The following is a 21,737-nucleotide window of genomic DNA, read 5'->3' on the forward strand; positions in this document are numbered from 1 at the left end:
TACTTCATCACTCCACCAAGTAAATAGCTTGGTAGGGTAAGCAACGCGCACCTTTTGGCTTATCAGCTAGCACTCAATATCTCTTCGATCAATGCCGGGCCTCTATAAATCAAGCCGCTGTAGATTTGCACCAGGCTGGCTCCGGCTGCGAGTTTTTCCTCGGCGTCCGCGCGGCTGAGAATGCCGCCGGCCGCGATAATCGGCAGTTTGCCGTTCAATTCCGCCGCCAAACCTTTCACGACGCGAGTCGCACTGTCTTTTACAGGTGCGCCGCTCAAGCCGCCGGCTTCGTTGGCGTGGATATGGCCCTGGATTTTATCGCGGGCGATGGTGGTGTTGGTGGCGATGACGCCATCCATGGCAAACTCCACCAGCAATGCCGCGATGTGGCTAATTTCTTCATCCGTTAAATCCGGGGCGATTTTTACCGCGATGGGCGTGTATTTGCCCTGCGCTGCTTGCAACTTAAGTTGTTCTTCCTTCAAAGCGCTTAATAATTGTTTGATCTCGTCGCCTTGCTGCAGCTGGCGTAAATTCTTGGTGTTGGGCGAAGAGATGTTAATGGTGATATAGCTCGCCGCCGCATAGCTTTTGCGCAAGCCAATCAAATAATCGCCGGTCGCGTTTTCCAGCGGCGTATCTGCGTTCTTGCCGATATTAATGCCCAGTACCCCGCGATATTGGCATTTGCCGACTTGTTCCAGCAAATGATCGACACCCAGATTATTAAAGCCCATCCGGTTGATGATGGCCTGGTGTTCCGGCAGGCGGAATAGGCGCGGCTTGGGGTTGCCGGGTTGCGGGCGCGGGGTGACGGTACCGATTTCGATAAAGCCAAAACCTAGCTCGGCCAAGGCGTCTATATAGTCGCCGTTTTTATCCAGGCCGGCTGCCAGTCCCAGCGGGTTTTTAAAATTCAAACCCATCACCTCGACCGGTTTGTCGCTGGCTTTGGGTTTGCTCAAGACCGACAAGCCACTGCGCTGGGCCAGCTTTAACAAATCCAGCGTGACGTGATGCGCGGTTTCCGGATCCAGGGAGAACAGTAGGGGGCGTAGCAAAGGATAAAGGTTCATGGCGCGGTTGCTCGAGTTAGCGAATATGGGGTCGGGTCTATTTCGGTGGGGCGCTGCAATATCAGATCAGCCAACAGTTTTGCGGATGCCGGGCCCATCACCAAACCATTTCTAAAATGGCCGGCATTGATGCTGAGATTTTCAATGTCCGGGTGTTGGCCGATAGTCGGGATGCCTTGCGGGCTGCCCGGCCGCAAACCGGCCCAATGATGGCAAACCGGATAGTTTTTCAAGGTCGGCAGTAATTCCGTGGCGAATTGGTAAAGCTGCTGTTTGGCCTCTGCGGTGGTGATCTTGTTAAAGCCCGCCTGCTCCACGGTGCTGCCAGCGAGGATTTTGCCGTCGCGGCGCGGAATCAAATATTGATCGCCGCCCAATACCATATAAGACAAGGTGCTAGGGGTGGCGTCAAACAACAGCATCTGGCCTCTGACCGGCTGGATTTGCAAGTCTACCGGCCAGTCCGGCAATAAGTCCTGCATCAAATCGGTAGTCCAGGCGCCGGCGCTAATGATCAGATGTTGCGCGGAATAGCTCTTGTCGGCGGTTTCAATGTGCTCAACCTGGCGATTGGCAATGCTGATCTTGCGGACTTCGGTTGTATCCAGAAATTGTACGCCTGCTTGTATTAAATAAGCGTGGAGCGATTTTAATAGTCTTGGATTGCGGGCTTGGGCAATTTCCGGTAGCCATAACGCTTGGTCGTAATGGCTGGTAAACGGCGCTGTCAAGCTCGGCGCTGCCGGCTGGTAGTCGATGCCGTAGTGTTCGCACCATTGTATGGCTTGTTCATGGTCCGGATTTTGACAGATCAGCATGCCGCAGTCATACCACTCCGGATCAATGCCGGTAGCGGTGAGCAGTTCCTGGCTTAAGGCAGGGTATTTTTTTAAGCTGTTGACGGCTAATTCGGAGATGGCTGCGGCTTGTCGCCAGGGATAAATCGGCAGCAAAATACCGCCGCCAGCCCATGAGGATTCCAGGCCGGGTTTGGATTTGTCGAGGATGGTAACCTCACGGCCGGCAAGACGCAGTTCTCGGGCCGTTAGCAGGCCGCTGATGCCGCCGCCGATGATCAGAATATCCAGGTGTGTGGTCATGCAAATGCTGAGGAAAACGGGTGTAAAAAGGCTTTTTTAAGGTAACACGAAGCCGGCTTATTTAGATAGGGTTTGCCGATTGTCCTTGGATGTGTAAAAAAACAAATGGCTGTTGTTTATTTTTGACAAATATTGATTATAGATTATAAAGTTTAGGTATCTTATTGATATAGAACAATGTTTTTAATCAAAAAAAATAGACTTAAAACTTGTAAGGCTGGTGGTTTGCTGCTATTATTGCCCACGTGAAGAAATCCTGTGTTGCTATAAAGCTAATTCAGTCTAAACAATAACTACCCTTGGGGGGAACAACAATGAGTTTTACTAAAACCAAATTAGCGCTGGGCGTTGCCGCAGCGACTTTGACAATGGCCGGCGCAATGGTTGCCCCACAAGTTCAAGCAGCAGATTCCAAAGCTGAGCGTATAGCTGATTCTGCCGCTAGAAAAACCGAAGCGTTGGAAGCGCAAATGCAACAAATGGCTGATCAAATGCAAGCCATGCAAGCCGAATTGAGCCGCGTTAAATCTTCTTCTGCTAATGCTTCAACCGCCAATGCGAAAGTTCAAGAGCTGGACCAATGGATGGCGTCTGTTAAATCAACACCTGCTCAAGCGTCTGCAAAAGACAACTTGGTCGCGGTTCGTGGTGGTTGGTCGGCACTGGATCATGCTAGAGGTAATACCACTCTTTTAACAGACGGCAATTTGTTGTCAAATAACCGTAATAACGAAGGTTTTTACTTCGGTGGTGCGTTCGACTTCAATGTGAATAACGACTTGTTCGGCTTGATGGATGATACATCGTTCGCTATCGAATTGGGTGTTGAATATGCTCAATACGGTACAGGTACTAACGCATTGACAGACGGCACGCTTACTGCTTTGCAAACTGCCAACGGCAACACAATCGTTCTCAATGGTAAGTCTCCAAGAGCAACAGACGCTCGCTTGAGAATCAACGCATCTCCAAAAATTAAATTCATGCACGACAGCAAATTGCGTCCATGGATTATCCCGGTCGGTCTTGACATCAACATCCTGGGTGTTCCGTCCAACGCGGTTTCTGTGTTGAATGCCGGTTTAAACTTCGGCGCCGGTGCTGAATACGATCTGTACAGAGGCATCGTGTTGGGTACTGACGTGCGTTACCACTATTCAACCAGCAAACTGGACGGTACACCTACCGACGGTTTCAATGCTGGCGGCTACGTAGGTTTCAAATTCTAATTTGACGCTTAGTTAGCACTCAAAAAGGGAAGGTGTTACAGCCTTCCCTTTTTTTATGGACAAAAAACAATGAAAATCCTTTATCCGGACATTTCGCCGTATCACACTTTTTTTCTTGAAACCGGCAGTGATCACCGGGTATATGTAGAGCAATCCGGTAATCCGGCCGGTATTCCCGCGATATTTTTGCACGGTGGGCCGTGTTCCGGCACCAAGCCGGATCACCGTCGATTTTTCGACCCCGAGCGCTACCGTGTCATTCTGATGGATCAGCGCGGATGCGGCTTGTCGGAGCCGTTTGGCGAATTGCAAGGTAATACCACTCAGGATTTGCTGGCGGATATGGAGCGCATCCGCATTCAATTACGGATTGAAAAATGGTTGTTATTCGGCGGTTCCTGGGGCGGGACCTTGGCTTTGCTTTATGCTCAGCAGCATCCGAGTCAGGTGTTGGCAATGATCTTGCGCGGTGTGTTTTTGGCACGGCAGGCTGATATGGAATGGTTTCTGGGGAATGGCGTCAATAAAATCTACCCAGAGCGCTGGCAGATATTGTTGGATAATCTGCCCAATTTGCCGGACGCCAACGTCTTGGAGCGGTTTGTGGAGGCAATTTTCGGTGCCGATCAGGAAGCTGCTAAATGCGCTGCTCAACAATGGCAGGCCTGGAGCGGGCAAGTGGCTTTAGGGAATGACTATTTGGAGAGTATGGAGTCGGTTAACGAGCAGATGTTGCGGCAAGTGAAAATGGAATTGTCTTATGCCATTCATGATTATTTCATCCCCGAAAATCAAATCCTGGAACACTGTGCGGCGTTACAGTCGATACCGGCTATCATCATTCATGGTCGAAACGATTTGACCTGTCCTGCGGAAGCCGGCTGGCGTCTGCATCAGACCTTACCACAATCGCGTTACACAGTGTTGCCGAACGCCGGCCACATTGCGCGGGGCGAGGAAATGATCGACGCGTTGGTGTCGGCGACCGATGAAATGGCTAAACTTTTGGCGTAGACAAAGGCATTATGAGCGACAAAAAACGACTGGTGATTGCGATGACCGGCGCTACCGGGGCCATTTATGGCATCAGGATGCTGCAAGTGTTGCGGGAGCGAGACGAATGGGAAACGCATCTGGTGATATCGTCCGCAGGTTTGGTCAATCTGAAATACGAGCTGGATATGGATAAGGCGGCGTTGTACGAGTTGGCGGATGTTACGCATGGCATAAACGACATTGCTTCTTGCATTGCCAGTGGTTCGTTCAAGACCGAGGGCGTGGTGATTGCGCCGTGCTCGATGAAAACGCTGGCAGCAGTGGCGCATGGGTTTGGCGATAACTTGATTTCCCGAGCGGCGGATGTGGCCTTAAAAGAGCGCCGTAAAACGGTGCTGGTGCCCCGCGAAACGCCGTTAAATTTGGCGCATATTCGCAATATGGCCAGCGTGACTGAAATGGGCGGGATTATCTTTCCGCCGATGCCGGCCTTTTACAACAAGACCGATTCCGTGCGGGCGATGGTTGACGAGGGCGTAGGCCGAATCCTGGATATGTTTGGGGTTGATGCGGCGGGTCTCTACAAGCCTTGGGTCGGCTTGGGCGGTTAAGATTTTATCGATCCTGGGTAAATACAGGGTTTTTGCCAAGTAAATAGTCGGTCTTCAATTGACAGGGTGCCTTATTCTGATTTAGAGTTGCCGCACTCGCGAAAACTGCCCATCGACAAAGGCTTGCGGCGCTCTCGATTTAAAGACCAAAAAATGGGGCTTTGTTCGGGGGGTGGGTCTTAAAAACAATAACTGTAACTATAACAATCGGAGCACATTAGTATGGCAAGACCATTAATTCAAATGGCGTTGGACTCACTGGATTTCAACCAAACCGTTGCATTGGCTGATCAAGTAGCGCCTTATGTTGATATTTTTGAAATTGGTACACCTTGCATCAAGTACAACGGTATCAATCTGGTTAAAGAACTGAGACAACGTTTCCCAGATAAACTGTTGTTGGTTGACCTGAAAACTATGGACGCTGGCGAATACGAAGCGGGTGCTTTTTATGCTGCTGGCGCGGATATCTGCACCGTATTGGGCGTATCCGGTTTGGCTACTATCGCTGGTGTTATCAAAGCCGCGAAAAAACACGGTGCAGAAACTCAAATCGACTTGATCAACGTTGCCGACAAAGCAGATTGCGCTAGAGAGTCTGTCAAATTAGGCGCGCAAATCGTCGGTATTCACACCGGTCTGGATGCACAAGCAGCTGGACACACTCCATTTACCGATCTGAACGACATTGCTCGTTTGGGTCTGGGCGTCCGCATCTCTGTTGCTGGCGGTATCAAACAAGCCACTGTGCAACAAGTGGTTGAAGCTGGTGCAAACATCATCGTTGTTGGTGCTGCTATCTACGGTGCACCGTCACCTGCTGAATCAGCCCGCGAAATTCGCGAATTGGTTGACGCTGCTGCAGTATAAGCCAGCTTTGGCAATACCTATTATTAGGAAATACTAAGGACGGGTGGTTAACGCCACTCGTCCTTTCGTTCGTTATAACCCCCAGTTTTTACCGGGCACGGCCGATACTGAGCCGGCTCGCACAACAAGATATTACAAAGGAGAATTAAACATGCCTTCGCGCCGAGACTTAGCGAACGCCATCCGCGCACTTAGCATGGACGCCGTACAGAAAGCCAACTCCGGGCACCCTGGTGCGCCGATGGGGATGGCTGACATCGCAGAAGTATTGTGGAACGATTTTCTGCAACACAACCCCAGCAACCCTAAATGGCCCAACCGCGACCGCTTCATCCTGTCCAACGGTCATGGTTCCATGCTGATTTATTCCTTGCTGCATTTGGCCGGCTACAATCTGCCTATTGAAGAACTGCAACAGTTCCGCCAACTGCACTCGCAAACCCCAGGCCACCCTGAATACGGCTACACCGACGGTGTCGAAACCACCACCGGTCCCCTGGGACAAGGCATCACCAATGCCGTGGGTTTCGCCTTGGCGGAACGTACTCTGGCCGGCCAATTCAACCGTCCCGGCCACGACATCGTCGACCACCATACCTACGTCTTCCTGGGTGACGGTTGCTTGATGGAAGGTATTTCTCACGAAGCCTGCTCATTGGCCGGCTCCATGAAACTGGGCAAACTGATCGCCTTCTACGACGACAACAACATCTCTATCGATGGTGAAGTGCGTGGTCACGGCAATGTCAGTGGTTGGTTCCTGGACGACACCCCAAAACGTTTCGAAGCCTATGGCTGGCACGTCATCCCTAAAGTCGACGGTCACGATGCCGAGGCAGTGAAAGCCGCCATCGAAGCCGCTAAAAAAGTCACCGACAAACCGACCATCATCTGCTGCCAAACCACCATCGGCTTCGGTTCGCCGAACAAACAAGGCAAAGAAGAATGCCACGGTGCCGCCTTGGGCGAAGCGGAAATTGCACTCACCCGTGAAAACCTGGGTTGGCCGCATGCCCCGTTCGAGATTCCTGCCGACATCAAAGCCGGTTGGGATGGCAATGCCAAAGGTGCCAAACTCGAAAGCGACTGGAACGCCAAATTCGCGGCTTACCAGGCTGCACATCCGGCACTGGCTGCCGAATTTGACCGTCGCGTCGTCAAAGGCCAACTGCCTGCCGACTGGGCCGAAAAATCCAACGCCTTCATCGCAGAGGTCAATGCCAAAGGCGAAACCATCGCCAGCCGCAAAGCCTCACAAAACACCCTGAACGGCTTTGGCCCCTTGCTGCCGGAACTGCTGGGCGGCTCCGCCGACTTGGCTGGCTCCAACCTGACCCTGTGGTCCGGTTGCAAAGACGTCAACGCCGCCGGACACGATGGCAACTACATCTACTACGGTGTGCGTGAATTCGGCATGTCCGCCATCATGAACGGCCTTGTTTTGCACGGCGGCTTCAAACCCTACGGCGCCACCTTCCTGATGTTCAGCGAATACGCCCGTAACGCCCTGCGCATGGCCGCATTGATGAAAATCCCGACCATCTTCGTCTACACCCACGACTCAATCGGCCTAGGCGAAGACGGCCCGACCCACCAACCCGTCGAACAAACCGCCACCCTGCGCATGATCCCCAACATGCAAGTCTGGCGTCCGTGCGATGCAGTGGAATCGGCCGTGAGCTGGAAAGCTGCCATCGAACGTCAAGACGGCCCCAGCACCCTGATCTTCTCCCGTCAAAACCTGCCGCACGTGGCTCGCAGCCAAGCGCAGATTGACGCGATCAGCCGAGGTGGCTACATCCTGAAAGACAGTGACGGCGCACCGGAAGCGATCATCATCGCCACCGGCTCCGAAGTCGAATTGGCGATCAAAGCTGCCGAAGCGCTCACCGCGAAAGGCAAAAAAATCCGCGTGGTTTCCCTGCCGTCCACCAACGTCTTCGAAGCCCAAGAGCAAGCCTACAAAGACAGCGTGTTGCCGCCTAGCGTGACCAAACGTGTCGTGGTAGAAGCGGGTGTGACCGACAGCTGGTGGAAATATGCCGGCAGCGCGGGTAGAGTCATAGGATTGGACCGTTTCGGCGAATCGGCCCCGGCAGGTCAACTCTTCAAAGAGTTCGGCTTTACCGTGGACAATGTCGTCGCTAATGTGGAAGCTGTGCTTTAATAGGCGCTAAGTAAAAGGCTTGCCGGTACCGATGGTGCCGGCAAGCCTGTCTTTAATCAATAGAGTAAGGTGGAATTATGATAAACACGCAATTGATTAAGAAGTTTTTAACGGGCTTGCTGTTGACCGTATCGGCTGTTGCCAGTGCCCAGGAATATCCTGCCGCGGATTTTCAACCCAAGGTTCTCTACAGAGATCCTGCTATTGCGGAAGTAGCAAAGGCAAGTTCGCCTACCGCTGCTACGAGTACCAGCAATATGCCTTGTGTCCAGCAGCAAGAAGCTCCCGAGGTTGATGCAAAATATCCGGCAGCCAGTTTTCAGCCTAAAGTAGTATTCAGCGCAGCGGGTTCCTAGTATTTTTAGGCCATACCGTGAATTTGATGAACTCGTCGTCTAGACACATAACAATTATTACATTCAGGAGTATTCTCAAATGGCAACAAACAGTTTGATGAATAGCTTATTCGGCTTTTTGTTCGGCAATTCGAGCAGTAGTGATAGTCGGTCGGAAGCTTATTCTCGTGTCGACAGCGAAGAAGCGCAATTGACCGGTGTAGCCCGTTATCTGCAAAAACTTGAGCCGCCCAAGCCGGAATTGGACGAAAACGGTCAGCCTTTGACAGGTGTGGCGAAATATCTGGCTTTACAAGCGCAATTGGAAAAAGCCCGGCAAGCGGCCGAAGAGATAGTGGTTGCTGAGCCGGTTGTTGAGGAAATTGAAGAAGAAATTGACGAGGTTGAAGAAATTATCGAAGAACTGGCTGAGAGCGAGCCGGTTGTTACCGGTGTTGATAAGTATTTGACTCAGCAGCAGGCGAATCCGGTTACTCGGGTAGCGAAATATCTGATTAAACAGTCGATTTTGTCCAAAGAGGCGCCGGTAACCGGTGTTTCCAAATACATCACCAAAAATGATCGCGAAGATCATATGGTTACCAACGTTGCTAAATATGTGATTCGGCAAAATCTGCAGTCAGGCTCAACGCCGCTGGTTACAGGGGTTGCTAAGTACGTATTGAAGCAAGACGTGTTGGCAAAAGACGTACCAATCGCAACAGGTGTAAGCAAATACGTCACCAAGCAAGCCTTATTGGCAAAGGATGCACCGTTAGTAACGGGTGTTGCTAAATATGTCGCGCAACAGGAACGCTTATTGAAAGAGCAAGCACCTTTGACTGGTGTTGCGAAATTTCTAGCTGAGCAGGCGACGGCGGACAGAAAAGCGGCGGCGGCGGCTTTAATTGCTCGATATGTCGCGGCGGACCTTATAGCTCAACAGGAAAAAGCGGAGGCACAGTTGAATCATGAACAAAATATTCAGCAAGAATTGGCCGAGGAATTGGCCTTTGAGGGTTCTGCAGTAGAACGTTATCTTGCTAGACAGGCTGCGTCTGCTCAGCAAGCGCCAAAACCCACCGGGGTGGCGAAATACTTGGCTAAACAGTTGCAACTGCAAAGTCAGGTCGAGCCCTTAACCGGCGTTGCCCGTTATCTTGCCAAGCAAGCAATATTGGCGAGACAGTTGCCGCCGCTGACCGGTGTCAGCAAGTATTTAGCTAAGCAAATATTGTCGCAAAAGCCTGCTGCCGAATTGAGCTCAGTTAGTCGATATGTCACTAAACACGAGTTGCAAGATAAGGATTCGAAAGAACTGACCGGTGTTGCTAGATATATGTCAAGACAGGATACATTGGCAAAAGATGCGCCGGGTGTGTCTGGCGTGGCGCGTTACATGGCCAAGCAGGCCTTGCAATCCAAAGATGCAGTTGTGGCTAGAACCACCGGTGTTGAGAAATACTTACGTAAACAAGCGTAGCTGTAGCTGAAAAAGCCGGCGTCTCTTAGTTGAGGTGCCGGCTTTTTTATGTGTGTTAGTTTCATGGCGCTGTGCTTGTGATTTGAGGATGAAAGGCGCTGCCGGTAGGCGATGGATTTATGCGGTGCTCCTAAATCTGTATTATCATGACTTCCTACAATTAAATTTTTGCAGGGATTTTAATGTGTCGATTATTGGGTTTTAACTTGATGCTGTTTTTGTCGGCCTTTGCTTTTGCCGCAGACCCGGCGTCCAATGAATTGGCGCCTGTACCGGAGCCGCCCGATCTGCCTGCGCCGGTGCAGTCCGGAGAAGAGATGGAGCCGGACATTACCATCATTCGTAAAGGCAAAGACACCATTCAAGAGTTTCGCCGTGGCGGTAAGCTATACATGGTGAAAATCCAGCCCCAGGTAGGGCCGGCTTACTATATGCTGGATACTAACGGCGACGAACAGATGGACGTGAAAAAAAACGACTTGGATGAAAACACCAATATCAATAAATGGACTCTGTTCGAATGGGATTTTAACTAAGCGGGTGCTCGAAGCCGATTCAGCGAATTGGATGCGTGTTGCGGTATCGTCTGTAGATCTACTCTGATACCTTTAACAACCAGCCGCCGTCTGCATCGCATTTACTGACTTTTGCTTTGGCTTTTACCGAGACTCTAACCACAGTGTTTCTTAAGTCATCAGGTAGTTTGCCTTTTACCAAATAGAATGTGCTCTTGTCTTCAACCTGAATCACGACAGGTTCTTGTTTAATGCTGACGTGAATGTGGCCGGGGCCATTGCTGCCGGAAACCGCGAACGAAAACTCCGATCCCGGTTTGACCGTGGCTAAATGTTCAGGCGTGTAACGGCTGATTTTAGCGTTCAGGCATCCGCCATCATCTCCACCGCCCATTCCGCCGTGACCACCGTGACCCTGCGTAGATTGCGACCAGGCAGGATTGCAGAAACCAATAGTCAATAATGCGGCGACAAAAAAGCGAGCGTGCATGAGTGTTCCGGATGTTCTTGTTTTAGGATGGCTGCGATTATATGTCCTAAGTCCTCAAGATTGAAGTACAAGCTATAAGCAATCAGGCTTTATTGATTTGATATTTTTGCTGGGTTTGGTTTACATTGGGCCCACGTTCTGGCTTGCGTATTCACAACAATAAGAAAGGGGAAGAGGATGTTATTTCTGGCTAAATTGTGCGGTATTTTAACCTTGGTCTGGTTTTATATGACGGCAAAAAATCACGGCGGTCCTTTAATTAATTGGTCCGTGATCGGGCTGATAGGTTATTGGTTGACTTGGTGGTTATCCAAGATGTTGATTGTGGTACCTTTGGCTGGCATGGTGACCCAGCATTCGGTGACTGAGTTTTTAATTACGCAATTGCCGGTGCTCGTTGGCCTGGCCGCCTGTTATCTGATCAGAAAAAAATTGATCGCCAGTTTGCCTGCTGCTGAGCAATAAGCCAGCGAATATGCCTAAAAATGTCCTGATTACCGGGGCGGCAAGACGTCTCGGTGCGGCTTGCGCTCGGTTGCTGCATGCCGAGGGGTGTAATGTAATTTTGCATTACAAAAGTTCTGAAGAGGATGCTTTGTATCTGGCGGCCGAGTTGAATGCGGTGCGTAAGGATACGGTAAGGCTGTTAAAGGCCGATTTGTCGCTACTCGATGGAGTTCAGAGGTTGGCCGAAGCAGCGCTAGCTCAATGGGACGGTGTCGATGTTTTGGTCAACAATGCTTCCTTGTTTCAGTCGGTACCCATTGGGCAAGTGACGGTACAGGATTGGGACTTGGCGATGGGTGGTAATCTGAAAGCGCCGTTCTTTTTATCGCAAGCATTGTGGCCGTCACTGAAAAATAAGCAGGGATGTATTGTCAATATTGCCGATATTCACGCTGAAACCGGCTTGCCGGGCTATCCGGTGTACAGTATGGCTAAAGCCGGTTTAGTGGCGATGACGCGAATATTGGCACGGGAAATGGCGCCCCATGTGCGTGTTAATGCGGTGGCGCCAGGCGCCATTTTATGGCCTGAGCAAGACGTTGAGGAGGCGGGGCGCTTGGAAATCTTAAAAAAAATAGCATTGCAACGTTGTGGCGAAGCTGAGGATATTGCCAAAGCAGTGGCGTTTTTGGTTGGAAATGCCGATTACATTACCGGCCAAGTGTTGACTGTGGATGGTGGGCGGACGTTGTTTCGGTGAAGGTTTAGGATGTTGGTTTCTCGATTTTGGTTTGGCGCAAATCGTGTTTGTCGAAATCGCGCCACAGGTCTTTGTAGCTACATTTGCTGATCGGGTGTGTTGCGTTTGGCGCAATTTCTGCCAAGGGTTCCAATACGAAGGCGTAGCGTTCTATTTCATCGCGCGGAATTTGCAATCTGCCGTCACTGATAATTTGTTCGCCGTATAAAATCAAATCCAGGTCCAGTGTTCTGGCTGAGAATTTTTGACTCTCCCTGCTGCGGCCATGATCTAGTTCGATTTGTTTGAGCAATTTGGCAACTTCTTTCGCGGACAAATCCGATTCGAATTGTACGACTAAATTGTGAAAGCTATCGCCGACAAAGCCTACCGGTTCGCTTTCGAAAATGCTGGAAATTGTCAGTTCTCCGAAAAGGTCGCGCAGTGCTGTCAGGCTGGAAGGAATATGGATTTCCTTGTCTATATTGCTGCCGATGCTGATAAATCCGGTAGGCATGGCTATCTTTCGCCGCGTTCTATGATAATGCCGACGTCTTGAGCGCGACTGATCGCGCCCTTTTTATTGAGGGTGATCTTTACCCACGGAATCGCAAATTCGCTGCGTAAGATTCCGGCAATTTCTTCAATCAATCTTTCCACCAAATAGAATTCGCTGTGTTCAACAAAGTCGACAATGCGGTCCGAAACGGCTTTGTAGTCCAGCGTGTGGGTAATATCGTCACTGGCGGCGGCTTTTTTGATGTCAAAACCCATTTCGATGTCCAGGATGATTTTTTGTTTGATTTTCCTTTCCCAGTCGTAAATACCTATTACGGTATCGATTTCAAGTCCGCCTAAAAAGATGATGTCCATCGTTGCTTTCCGGTTATTATATTTCTTGAAGAGGCGGCAGTATCGAGTAAATAGCGCCGCTGTACAAGTATTGACGAGAGGTTGATTAAATGATGGATTGGTTGTTGGTGCCCTTGGCCTATTTAACCGGCTCGGTGTCGAGCGCGATTATCGTATGTAAGCTGATGGGCTTGGCGGATCCTCGGGAAAGTGGTTCCGGCAATCCGGGGGCAACCAATGTTATGCGTATCGGTGGCAAAAAAGCCGCAGCGATTACATTGCTGGGTGACGCTTTGAAAGGTTTGTTGCCGGTGTTATTGGCGAAGGCTTTGGGTGTCGACAGCCTGGTTTTGTCCTTGGTGGTGTTCGCCGCATTTGTCGGACACCTTTATCCAGTTTTTTTTGAGTTTAAGGGTGGCAAAGGCGTGGCGACATCGCTGGGTGTGACGCTGGGTGTCGCTTGGTTGCTGGGTTTGGTGGTTTCCGGTACCTGGTTTGTTGTCTACAAATTGGGCAAGATTTCGTCATTGGCCGCTTTGGTTGCCGCGACGTTAACGCCGCTCTACGTTTGGCTGATAGTCGGCGATGTCAATTTGACCCTTACCTTTACGGTTATTTCCTTGCTTTTACTTTGGCGGCATAAAAGTAATATTCAGCGGCTGTTGGCTGGGCAAGAGTCTTGATCAAAGGCTGATTAACTGTTCCATCGGCCAGCGTGGGCGGGCAAAAATTTCCAGGTTTTGGGTTTGTCCCGCCATTAAGCGCTGGCAGCCGGCATAGGCAATCATGGCGCCGTTATCGGTGCAAAACTCCGGGCGGGGGAAGCGTATTTCGGTGCCTTCTTTTGCGGCCATTTGTTGCAAGTGTCGACGAATTTCCTGGTTGGCGCTAACGCCGCCAGCTACCACCAGTGTTTTCAACTGCGTCTGCTGTAAAGCCCGTTTGCATTTGATGCTAAGCGTTTCCGCGAGGGCTTGCTGAAATGCGAAGGCTATGTCCGCTTTATCTTGAGCAGTTTGCGCTGTGGCATGTAGTGCATTCATCGTGAAGGTTTTTAGGCCGCTAAAGCTAAACTCCAGCCCGGGCCTGTCGGTCATTGGGCGGGGGAATTTGAATCGATTTTCGCCGTTGCGAGCGAGCTCTGCCAATTTGGGGCCGCCGGGATAGTCTAGGCCCAACATCTTGGCGGTTTTGTCGAAGGCTTCGCCCGCAGCATCGTCCAGCGATTCGCCAAGTAAGCGGTATTCACCAATCGCGCGCACTTCTATGAGCATTGTGTGTCCGCCGGAAATCAGCAGGGCGACGAATGGGAAGGTTGGTGGATTATCTTCCAGCATCGGTGCTAATAAATGGCCTTCCATATGGTGCACTGCGATAGCCGGTATTTGCCAGGTCCAGGCCAGGCTTTGGGCTGTGGCGGCTCCGACAAGTAGTGATCCCATCAAGCCGGGGCCGGCGGTATAAGCAATGCCTTCGATGTCGCCGGTTTTTAATTCGGCTTGTTTCAATACTGTCTTGATCAGCGGCACCAGTTTGCGGATATGATCCCGCGAAGCTAGTTCAGGAACGACGCCACCGTACTCGGCATGTGTAGCGACTTGGCTGTATAAGGTGTGCGCAATCAAACCCTTGCTGGCATGGTAAACGGCGACAGCCGTTTCGTCGCAAGAGCTTTCTATGCCTAAAACATACATTAGTTTTTGAATAAAAGAATTTTATGGGTATAATCGGCCGTTTTCGGCGGGCTTACTATCGCCGATAGCGTCATAAGATACTAACATAAATCGGATTATTGATAATGCCATCAGTTAAAGTTAAAGAGAACGAACATTTTGACATCGCGATTCGTCGCTTTAAACGTGCGTGCGAAAAAGCCGGTGTATTGGCTGAAGTGCGTCGCCGCGAATTTTATGAAAAGCCAACGACCGAACGTAAGCGCAAAGGCGCGGCGGCGGTTAAGCGACATTTGAAAAAATTGGCGCGCGAACGTTATGCGCTGAAAAACCTGCGTCGCGGCCGCCCACAAATTTAAGGTATACAATGGATGCGTTAAGCGAACGTATCAGGGAAGATATGAAAGCCGCGATGAAAAGCGGCCAGAAAGTTAGGCTAGGCGTGATCCGTCTGATTTTGGCCGCTATCAAGCAGGTTGAAGTCGATGAGCGTATAGAGCTCAGCGATGAGCGAGTCATCGTTGTGCTCGACAAAATGTTGAAGCAGCGGCGTGAGTCCATCAAGCAATTCCGCGACGCCAATCGCAACGATCTGGCGGAAATCGAGGAGGCTGAAGTGTTGGTTATTCAAGATTTTCTACCTCAACCACTTAGCGATGCTGAAATCGATGGCATGGTTGCCGATGCTATAGCTGAAGTGGGCGCTACATCGGTAAAAGACATGGGTGGCGTGATGGCTTTGCTCAAGCCGCAAATGCAAGGTAGAGCTGACATGGCGAATGTCAGTGCGAGAATCAAGGCCTGTTTTATCGCTTAATATCTTGTCGGTAACATGTCCGGCAGGATACCTCGTCAGTTTATAGATGATCTTTTGGTGCGGGTCGATATTGTCGATCTAATCGATTCGCGCGTCCCTCTCAAGAAAAAGGGTAGTGAATTTGCCGCCTGCTGTCCTTTTCATAACGAAAAAACCCCCAGTTTTAACGTAAATCGCCAAAAGCAGGTTTATCTGTGTCGTGGTTGTGGAGAGAGTGGGAACGCTATTAGTTTCTTGATGGCTTTCAATAATCTTAGCTTTGTTGAAGCGGTTGAAGATTTGGCTGCTTTTGCTGGCGTGGATGTGCCAAGGGAGTCAGCTGATAGCGATGTAGATTTGCCGGATAAAAAAACTGTCTCACATGTTTACGATGTCCTGGCGGGTGTTGCAAGTTATTACACCGAGCAATTGCGTGGAAATTCGGAAGGTCGGCAGGCTGTAGAGTATTTGAAAGCCAGGGGGGTTAGCGGCGAGGTGGCGCGAGATTTTTCTCTGGGCTATGCGCCGAATAAGTGGGATGCCCTGGTGGCGCGTTTCGATCAGGCGGATTTGATCGAGGCTGGTATGTTGGTGGTCAGAGATGATGGCAAGGTTTACGACCGCTTTCGTGGGCGGTTGATGTTTCCGATCCGGGATAAACGGAAGCGGGTGGTGGGTTTCGGTGGGCGGGTTTTGGACGATTCTTTGCCCAAATACCTTAATTCGCCGGAGACTGCGGTTTTTTCTAAAAGCAAGGAGCTTTATGGGCTTTGTGAGCTTTTGGAGGGGAATAATAAGCCTGAGCGGATATTGGTGGTAGAGGGCTACATGGATGTAATCGCGTTGGCTCAGTTTGGTATTTCCAATGCTGTGGCTACGTTGGGTACCGCTACTTCGAAAGCTCAAATCGATTTATTGTTTCGGTTTACCTCCGAATTGGTGTTTTGTTTCGACGGTGATAACGCTGGCAGGCAGGCGGCCTGGAAGGCTACCGATGCTGCTTTGCCTTGTTTGCGTGATGGCAGGCAAATCAAAATAATGTTGCTACCCCAGGGGCAAGATCCCGATTCCCTGTTGCGTGCTGAAAATTCATCCGCTTTTATGGAACGAATTCGTAATGCGCAGGTCTTGTCGGATTACTTTTTCGAGAATATTGCCGGCCAATTGGAGTTAGCAACCGTCGAGGGGCGCTCTCAATTGCTAGCTGCGGCGACGCCGTCGCTGGAGAAGGTGCCAGCCGGCTTTTTTCGGGAGATGATGTTTGCCCGGTTGCAAGAGTTAGCTGCTACCCGGCTTGCGGTGGATGTTGGTGAAAAACAGGCTAGACTTAAGTCGAAATTTAATGCTGGTAAATCCATACCATCGCCAAGAGTGAGTTTGGCGCGCAAGGTCATAGGGCTATTGCTGCAGCACCCGCATTTTGCGAGTTTGGTTGAGCGCGAAGGGGTGATGCTTGATGAGCTGAATTTTGCGGGCGTTGAGTTGTTAATGGATGTTTTACAGAGGGTTGCCCTTGAAAAGCCTGGAAATAGCGCCATCTTGTTGGAATCTTTCCGGGGAACGCCACAGGAAAAGGCCGTGAAGGTTTTGGCGAGTTTGGAATTGGATGTGCCGATTGGTGGCGAAGAGGCCGAGTTTTGTGGAGCCTTGCGCCAGCTTTGTAAGCAAGCCAAGGAAGCCACCCTGACCCGCTTGATCGAGAAGGAGAGTCGAGAGGGGTTGATGTTTGAAGAAAAAGAGGTGCTGCGGAAGCTTTTAAGGGAGAAGACCTAGGTGACCGCATTAATTTTTGCCGTTATAATTTCCTGTTCTGCGGCGCTTGGTGCTGAAAACGTATTGTGAGTAAAGAATGAATCAAGAACAACAGCAATCCCAACTTAAACAACTGATAGCAAAAGGTAAAGCGCAGGGTTATTTAACTTATGCGGAAGTTAACGACCATTTGCCTAGCGATATTATCGATCCTGAGCAAATCGACGATATTATCAGCATGATCAATGATATGGGGATTCAGGTTTATGAGGTGGCGCCGGATGATGACGATTCACTGATCACCTCCGATGCGGTAGTAACTGCTGATGATGATGAAGAAGTGGCTGAAGTCGCAGCGTTGGCCTCTGTCGATAGCGAATTTGGGCGAACCACCGATCCAGTGCGGTTGTATATGCGCGAAATGGGATCTGTGGAATTGTTGACTCGCGAGGAAGAATTAAAAATTGCGAAACGGATTGAAGAGGGGCAGCGGCAAGTAGTTGGCGCTATTGCTCGGTCCGGATTCATTGTCGAGTCTTTTATCGATGCTTTTGATTCCGTGCAGGTTGAAGATTCAGGGGTCCGGCTCAACGATTTGGTGTTGGGTTTTGTCGATCTCACTGAAGTCGAGGATATTGACGTTAGCGGCATCGAGATTGAAGAGCCTGCCGAAGATGCTGAGGAAGAGAGCAAAACAATTGATTACGAAGAGGTTAAGCAGAAGGTCGACCTTCTCAGGAAGGCGTTAAAAACTGCGACAGCCTCGGTCAAAAAGAATGGTTACGGCCATGATAAGACTGAAAAACTGTTCGATACGATTGACGAGATATTTAGTGAATTTAAATGGACGCCGCAGTATTTAAAGAAAATGGTCTCCGTTTCCGAAGAGTTGATTACTGCTATTCGTGAAGAAGAACGTTTCATATTGGACGTTTGCGTTAAAAAAGCAAAAATGCCGCGTAAGGACTTTATTAATGCCTTTGCGGAGAACGAGGCTAATCTCGATTGGTTGGATCAGTTCATCGCTACGAAGCCGAATTTCGCCGAGGTCTTCAGTGGTCATCGCGAGCGCATTAGGGCGGCACAACTGCGATTAGCGGATATCGAGTCTCGCTTCGGCTTAAGTATTGCGGTGTTGAAAAGTATTTGCCGCAGTATCTCCTTGGGCGAAGCCAAGGCTAGACGTGCTAAAAAGGAAATGATCGAAGCGAATTTGCGTTTGGTTATTTCTATAGCCAAAAAATACACCAATCGCGGTTTGCAGTTCTTGGATCTGATTCAGGAAGGTAATATTGGCTTGATGAAAGCGGTCGATAAGTTCGAATATCGGCGCGGCTACAAATTTTCTACCTATGCAACCTGGTGGATCCGTCAGGCTATTACCCGCTCGATAGCCGATCAGGCCAGGACAATTCGTATACCTGTGCATATGATCGAAACCATTAACAAGCTGAACCGTGTTTCCAGGCAGATTCTGCAAGAGCTGGGGCGCGAGGCAACGCCCGAAGAATTGGCTGAGCGCATGGAAATGCCCGAGGATAAAATTCGCAAAGTGCTGAAGATTGCCAAAGAGCCGATTTCGATGGAAACGCCGATTGGCGATGATGAAGATTCGCATTTGGGGGATTTTATCGAAGACTCCAAGATGCTATCGCCTGTCGAATCTGCTACAATCGCCGGCCTTCGCGAGTCCACTCAGAATGTATTGGCGGGATTGACGGCCAGAGAAGCTAAAGTGCTGAGAATGCGTTTTGGCATCAACATGAATACCGATCATACGCTGGAAGAAGTGGGTAAGCAGTTTGATGTAACCCGTGAACGGATCCGTCAGATCGAAGCCAAAGCCTTACGGAAATTAAGACACCCATCCAGGTCTGAGCAGTTGAGATGTTTTCTTGATGGCGAATAAGGCGTTTGCATCGTATGCAGGCTAGATAAATTGAGGGCCCTTAGCTCAGTTGGTTAGAGCTTCCGACTCATAATCGGCAGGTCGTAGGTTCAAGTCCTACAGGGCCCACCACAAATACCAGGCCGTTTGCGCGGCCTTTTTTTTATATGCGCAAGTTTTCAATTTGGCGAGGTTGTAACCGTGAATAAAAACTATCTTTTTACTTCAGAGTCTGTTTCGGAAGGGCATCCGGACAAAGTCGCTGACCAAATTTCCGATGCCATTGTTGATGCATTGCTGGCTCAAGACCCGCGCTCGAGGGTGGCTTGCGAAACATTGGTGAAGACCGGTATGGTGGTTTTGGCTGGTGAAATTACTACCAACGCTTGGGTGGACACCGAAGAGCTTGTTAGGAAGGTCGTTTGCGAAATTGGTTACGATAACGGCGATATCGGTTTCGATGGCAATAGCTGTGCGGTATTAAATGCCATCGGTAAACAATCGTCCGACATTGCTATGGGTGTCGACGAGTCGGAAGACCACGAACAAGGCGCCGGCGACCAAGGTTTAATGTTTGGCTATGCCAGCAACGAAACTGATGTATTGATGCCTGCCCCAATCACCTATGCGCATCGTCTGGTTGAGAGACAAGCGCTGGTGCGTAAGAATAAAACCCTGACGTGGTTACGCCCGGATGCAAAAAGTCAGGTGACTTTTCGCTACGAAAACAACAAGCCGGTCGCTATTGACGCAGTGGTTCTGTCTACTCAGCATTCCCCGGAAATAGGCGGCAAACAGCTTGAAGAAGCGGTAATGGATGAAATCATCCTGCCAACCTTGCCGAAAGAATGGCTGCACAAAGACACCAAATATTTCATCAATCCTACTGGTCAGTTCATCATTGGCGGGCCTGTTGGCGACTGCGGCTTGACCGGTCGTAAAATTATCGTCGATACCTACGGCGGTATGGCACGTCACGGTGGCGGTGCGTTTTCCGGTAAAGATCCGTCAAAAGTGGATAGATCGGCTGCCTATATGGGCCGCTATGTTGCAAAAAATATCGTTGCGGCTGGTCTTGCGGAACGTTGCGAGATCCAGATTTCTTATGCCATCGGAGTTGCAGAACCGACTTCCATCAGCATTGAAACGTTTGGTACCGGCAAAATCGAGGAAGAGCGTTTGGTGCAAATCGTGCGCGAGCACTTCGATTTGCGGCCGAAAGGTTTAATCGCTCAGTTGGATTTGTTGAAACCAATATATCGTCCAACTGCCTCTTATGGCCATTTCGGTCGCAACGAAGCCAGCTTCAGCTGGGAAAAAACCGACAAAGCCGAAGCATTAAAAGATGCCGCCGGCATTTAACCAGGATCAGGAAAACATTATGAGCCAAGCCGATTACAAAGTTGCCGATTTAGCCCTGGCTGAATGGGGGCGTAAAGAAATCAATATTGCCGAAACCGAAATGCCCGGTTTGATGGCCTTGCGCGCCGAGTTCGGCGCTCAACAGCCATTGAAAGGCGCGCGTATCGCCGGATGTCTGCATATGACCATCCAGACTGCGGTATTGATCGAAACCTTGACTGCATTGGGTGCGGAAGTCCGCTGGTCGTCTTGTAATATTTTCTCTACTCAGGATCATGCCGCTGCCGCCATTGCCGCCGCTGGTATTCCTGTTTTTGCCTGGAAAGGTGAAACCGAGGCGGAAGCCGAATGGTGCATCGAGCAAACCGTTATCGGCCCCAACGATTGGCGCCCTAATATGATTCTGGACGATGGCGGCGACCTGACAACCATGATGCACAATAACTTCCCCGAATTGATGGCGGATGTTAAAGGCTTGTCCGAAGAAACAACTACGGGTGTGTTGCGTCTGACAGAAATGGTTACCAAAGGTACTCTGAAAGTGCCGGCATTTAATGTCAACGATTCGGTTACTAAATCCAAATTCGACAACTTGTACGGTTGCCGCGAGTCTTTGGTCGACGGTATCAAACGCGCTACTGACGTGATGGTCGCCGGCAAAATTGCCGTGGTCTGCGGCTATGGCGATGTCGGTAAAGGTTGCGCGCAATCCCTGCGTGGTTTAGGCGCCACGGTTTTGATCACTGAAATTGATCCGATCTGCGCATTGCAGGCGGCGATGGAAGGCTACCGCGTGGTGACAATGGACGAAGCGGCTGCAATTGCAAACATCTTCGTGACGGCCACCGGCAATGTTGGCGTAATTACCCACGATCACATGAAAGCGATGCGCGATCAGGCTATCGTCTGCAATATCGGTCATTTCGATTCGGAGATCGACATTGCGTCTCTGCGTCATTACACCTGGGAAAACATCAAGCCGCAGGTCGATCATGTGATCTTCCCTGATGGCAAGCGCATTATCGTGTTGGCTGAAGGTCGCCTGGTCAATTTGGGCTGCGCTACCGGTCATCCTAGTTTCGTGATGTCCAACTCGTTTTGCAACCAGGTATTGGCGCAGATGGAGCTTTGGAGCAACTCGGCTAGCTATGAAAACAAAGTCTATGTACTGCCGAAAAAACTCGACGAAAAAGTGGCGCGCTCGCATTTGGCGCAAATCGGCGTAAAACTGACAGAGTTGACGAAAGAGCAGGCTGCGTATATCAATGTACCGGTTGAAGGTCCGTACAAACCGGATCATTATCGTTACTAAGGATTTGATCAATCCGACAAAAAAGGGGCGCAAGCCCCTTTTTT

Annotated in this window: 23 protein-coding genes and 1 tRNA gene; 18 read left to right on the forward strand and 6 right to left on the reverse strand. The window is 50.2% G+C overall.

Features of this window, described 5'->3' with window-relative positions; translation table 11 throughout:
* Positions 1–62 precede the first annotated feature (62 nt).
* Entirely contained in the window at positions 63–1,076 is a 1,014-nt protein-coding gene (locus tag EBA_RS01780) for a quinone-dependent dihydroorotate dehydrogenase (protein WP_192372663.1), read from the reverse strand.
* Positions 1,073–2,176 carry a glycine oxidase ThiO gene (thiO, locus tag EBA_RS01785; protein WP_192372665.1) on the reverse strand — a complete coding sequence of 368 codons (1,104 nt, stop codon included), beginning with the start codon at positions 2,174–2,176 and terminating at the stop codon, positions 1,073–1,075. The genes EBA_RS01780 and thiO overlap by 4 nt, the downstream gene beginning before the upstream one ends.
* Positions 2,177–2,556: 380 nt before the next feature.
* Between thiO and EBA_RS01790 the strand changes: the two genes are divergently transcribed.
* The 8 genes from EBA_RS01790 to EBA_RS01825 all read left to right on the forward strand — a co-directional run bounded on the left by EBA_RS01790 (position 2,557) and on the right by EBA_RS01825 (position 10,403).
* Positions 2,557–3,405, forward strand: a complete 849-nt coding sequence (locus tag EBA_RS01790) for a MipA/OmpV family protein (protein ID WP_225615848.1) — start codon at positions 2,557–2,559, stop codon at positions 3,403–3,405.
* 69 nt (positions 3,406–3,474) lie between these two features.
* Positions 3,475–4,419, forward strand: a complete 945-nt coding sequence (pip, locus tag EBA_RS01795; RefSeq protein ID WP_192372669.1) for a prolyl aminopeptidase — start codon at positions 3,475–3,477, stop codon at positions 4,417–4,419.
* A gap of 11 nt (positions 4,420–4,430) precedes the next feature.
* Complete coding sequence (locus EBA_RS01800; RefSeq protein WP_192372671.1) at positions 4,431–5,012, forward strand: UbiX family flavin prenyltransferase; 582 nt, start codon at positions 4,431–4,433, stop codon at positions 5,010–5,012.
* Positions 5,013–5,234: 222 nt separating this feature from the next.
* Positions 5,235–5,882 carry a 3-hexulose-6-phosphate synthase gene (hxlA, locus tag EBA_RS01805; RefSeq protein ID WP_192372673.1) on the forward strand — a complete coding sequence of 216 codons (648 nt, stop codon included), beginning with the start codon at positions 5,235–5,237 and terminating at the stop codon, positions 5,880–5,882.
* A gap of 151 nt (positions 5,883–6,033) precedes the next feature.
* A complete protein-coding gene (gene tkt / locus EBA_RS01810; protein WP_192372575.1) occupies positions 6,034–8,049 on the forward strand; it encodes a transketolase in 2,016 nt (671 codons plus the stop codon).
* Positions 8,050–8,126: 77 nt separating this feature from the next.
* Entirely contained in the window at positions 8,127–8,405 is a 279-nt protein-coding gene (locus EBA_RS01815) for a hypothetical protein (protein ID WP_192372675.1), read from the forward strand.
* A 79-nt stretch (positions 8,406–8,484) separates the two neighbouring features.
* On the forward strand, positions 8,485–9,867 hold the full coding sequence (locus EBA_RS01820; RefSeq protein ID WP_192372677.1) for a hypothetical protein: 1,383 nt from the start codon (positions 8,485–8,487) through the stop codon (positions 9,865–9,867).
* Between the two features lie 182 nt (positions 9,868–10,049).
* Positions 10,050–10,403: a DUF2782 domain-containing protein gene (locus EBA_RS01825; RefSeq protein ID WP_192372679.1), complete on the forward strand. Its 354-nt coding sequence runs from the start codon at positions 10,050–10,052 to the stop codon at positions 10,401–10,403.
* Positions 10,404–10,461: 58 nt separating this feature from the next.
* Here the strand turns inward: EBA_RS01825 and EBA_RS01830 are convergent, their stop codons facing one another.
* A complete protein-coding gene (locus EBA_RS01830) occupies positions 10,462–10,872 on the reverse strand; it encodes a hypothetical protein (protein ID WP_192372681.1) in 411 nt (136 codons plus the stop codon).
* 177 nt (positions 10,873–11,049) lie between these two features.
* On the opposite strand from EBA_RS01830, the gene EBA_RS01835 reads away from it, so the two are divergent.
* A complete protein-coding gene (locus EBA_RS01835) occupies positions 11,050–11,337 on the forward strand; it encodes a hypothetical protein (RefSeq protein WP_192372683.1) in 288 nt (95 codons plus the stop codon).
* 10 nt (positions 11,338–11,347) lie between these two features.
* A complete protein-coding gene (locus EBA_RS01840) occupies positions 11,348–12,079 on the forward strand; it encodes a pteridine reductase (RefSeq protein WP_192372685.1) in 732 nt (243 codons plus the stop codon).
* Between the two features lie 4 nt (positions 12,080–12,083).
* Here the strand turns inward: EBA_RS01840 and folK are convergent, their stop codons facing one another.
* The gene (gene folK, locus EBA_RS01845) at positions 12,084–12,575 is read right to left on the reverse strand and encodes a 2-amino-4-hydroxy-6-hydroxymethyldihydropteridine diphosphokinase (RefSeq protein ID WP_192372687.1); all 492 of its coding nucleotides are present in this window, start codon (positions 12,573–12,575) and stop codon (positions 12,084–12,086) included.
* Between the two features lie 2 nt (positions 12,576–12,577).
* On the reverse strand, positions 12,578–12,931 hold the full coding sequence (gene folB, locus EBA_RS01850; RefSeq protein ID WP_192372689.1) for a dihydroneopterin aldolase: 354 nt from the start codon (positions 12,929–12,931) through the stop codon (positions 12,578–12,580).
* Positions 12,932–13,020: 89 nt separating this feature from the next.
* Here folB and plsY point away from each other — a divergent pair, with 89 nt between their 5' ends.
* Complete coding sequence (plsY, locus tag EBA_RS01855) at positions 13,021–13,593, forward strand: glycerol-3-phosphate 1-O-acyltransferase PlsY (protein ID WP_192372691.1); 573 nt, start codon at positions 13,021–13,023, stop codon at positions 13,591–13,593.
* Here plsY and tsaD read toward each other — a convergent pair whose 3' ends face one another.
* The gene (gene tsaD / locus EBA_RS01860; RefSeq protein WP_192372693.1) at positions 13,594–14,604 is read right to left on the reverse strand and encodes a tRNA (adenosine(37)-N6)-threonylcarbamoyltransferase complex transferase subunit TsaD; all 1,011 of its coding nucleotides are present in this window, start codon (positions 14,602–14,604) and stop codon (positions 13,594–13,596) included. It abuts the gene before it with no gap.
* Between the two features lie 104 nt (positions 14,605–14,708).
* On the opposite strand from tsaD, the gene rpsU reads away from it, so the two are divergent.
* The 7 genes from rpsU to ahcY all read left to right on the forward strand — a co-directional run bounded on the left by rpsU (position 14,709) and on the right by ahcY (position 21,693).
* The gene (gene rpsU / locus EBA_RS01865; RefSeq protein ID WP_020483611.1) at positions 14,709–14,942 is read left to right on the forward strand and encodes a 30S ribosomal protein S21; all 234 of its coding nucleotides are present in this window, start codon (positions 14,709–14,711) and stop codon (positions 14,940–14,942) included.
* 8 nt (positions 14,943–14,950) lie between these two features.
* Positions 14,951–15,400 carry a GatB/YqeY domain-containing protein gene (locus EBA_RS01870; RefSeq protein ID WP_192372695.1) on the forward strand — a complete coding sequence of 150 codons (450 nt, stop codon included), beginning with the start codon at positions 14,951–14,953 and terminating at the stop codon, positions 15,398–15,400.
* A gap of 15 nt (positions 15,401–15,415) precedes the next feature.
* Positions 15,416–17,152 (forward strand): DNA primase, encoded by a 1,737-nt coding sequence (gene dnaG, locus EBA_RS01875; RefSeq protein ID WP_192372697.1) that lies wholly within the window; start codon positions 15,416–15,418, stop codon positions 17,150–17,152.
* Positions 17,153–17,228: 76 nt separating this feature from the next.
* Positions 17,229–19,040 carry an RNA polymerase sigma factor RpoD gene (gene rpoD / locus EBA_RS01880; RefSeq protein WP_192372699.1) on the forward strand — a complete coding sequence of 604 codons (1,812 nt, stop codon included), beginning with the start codon at positions 17,229–17,231 and terminating at the stop codon, positions 19,038–19,040.
* A 34-nt stretch (positions 19,041–19,074) separates the two neighbouring features.
* A tRNA-Ile gene (locus tag EBA_RS01885) sits at positions 19,075–19,151 on the forward strand.
* 69 nt (positions 19,152–19,220) lie between these two features.
* Positions 19,221–20,381: a methionine adenosyltransferase gene (metK, locus tag EBA_RS01890; protein ID WP_192372701.1), complete on the forward strand. Its 1,161-nt coding sequence runs from the start codon at positions 19,221–19,223 to the stop codon at positions 20,379–20,381.
* A 19-nt stretch (positions 20,382–20,400) separates the two neighbouring features.
* Positions 20,401–21,693, forward strand: coding sequence for an adenosylhomocysteinase (gene ahcY / locus EBA_RS01895; RefSeq protein WP_192372703.1), 1,293 nt, complete (start codon positions 20,401–20,403; stop codon positions 21,691–21,693).
* The last annotated feature ends 44 nt before the right edge of the window (positions 21,694–21,737 follow it).

Origin of the sequence: Methylomonas albis (assembly GCF_014850955.1) — a bacterium.
In the GTDB taxonomy this organism is placed as follows: Bacteria; Pseudomonadota; Gammaproteobacteria; order Methylococcales; family Methylomonadaceae; genus Methylomonas; species Methylomonas albis.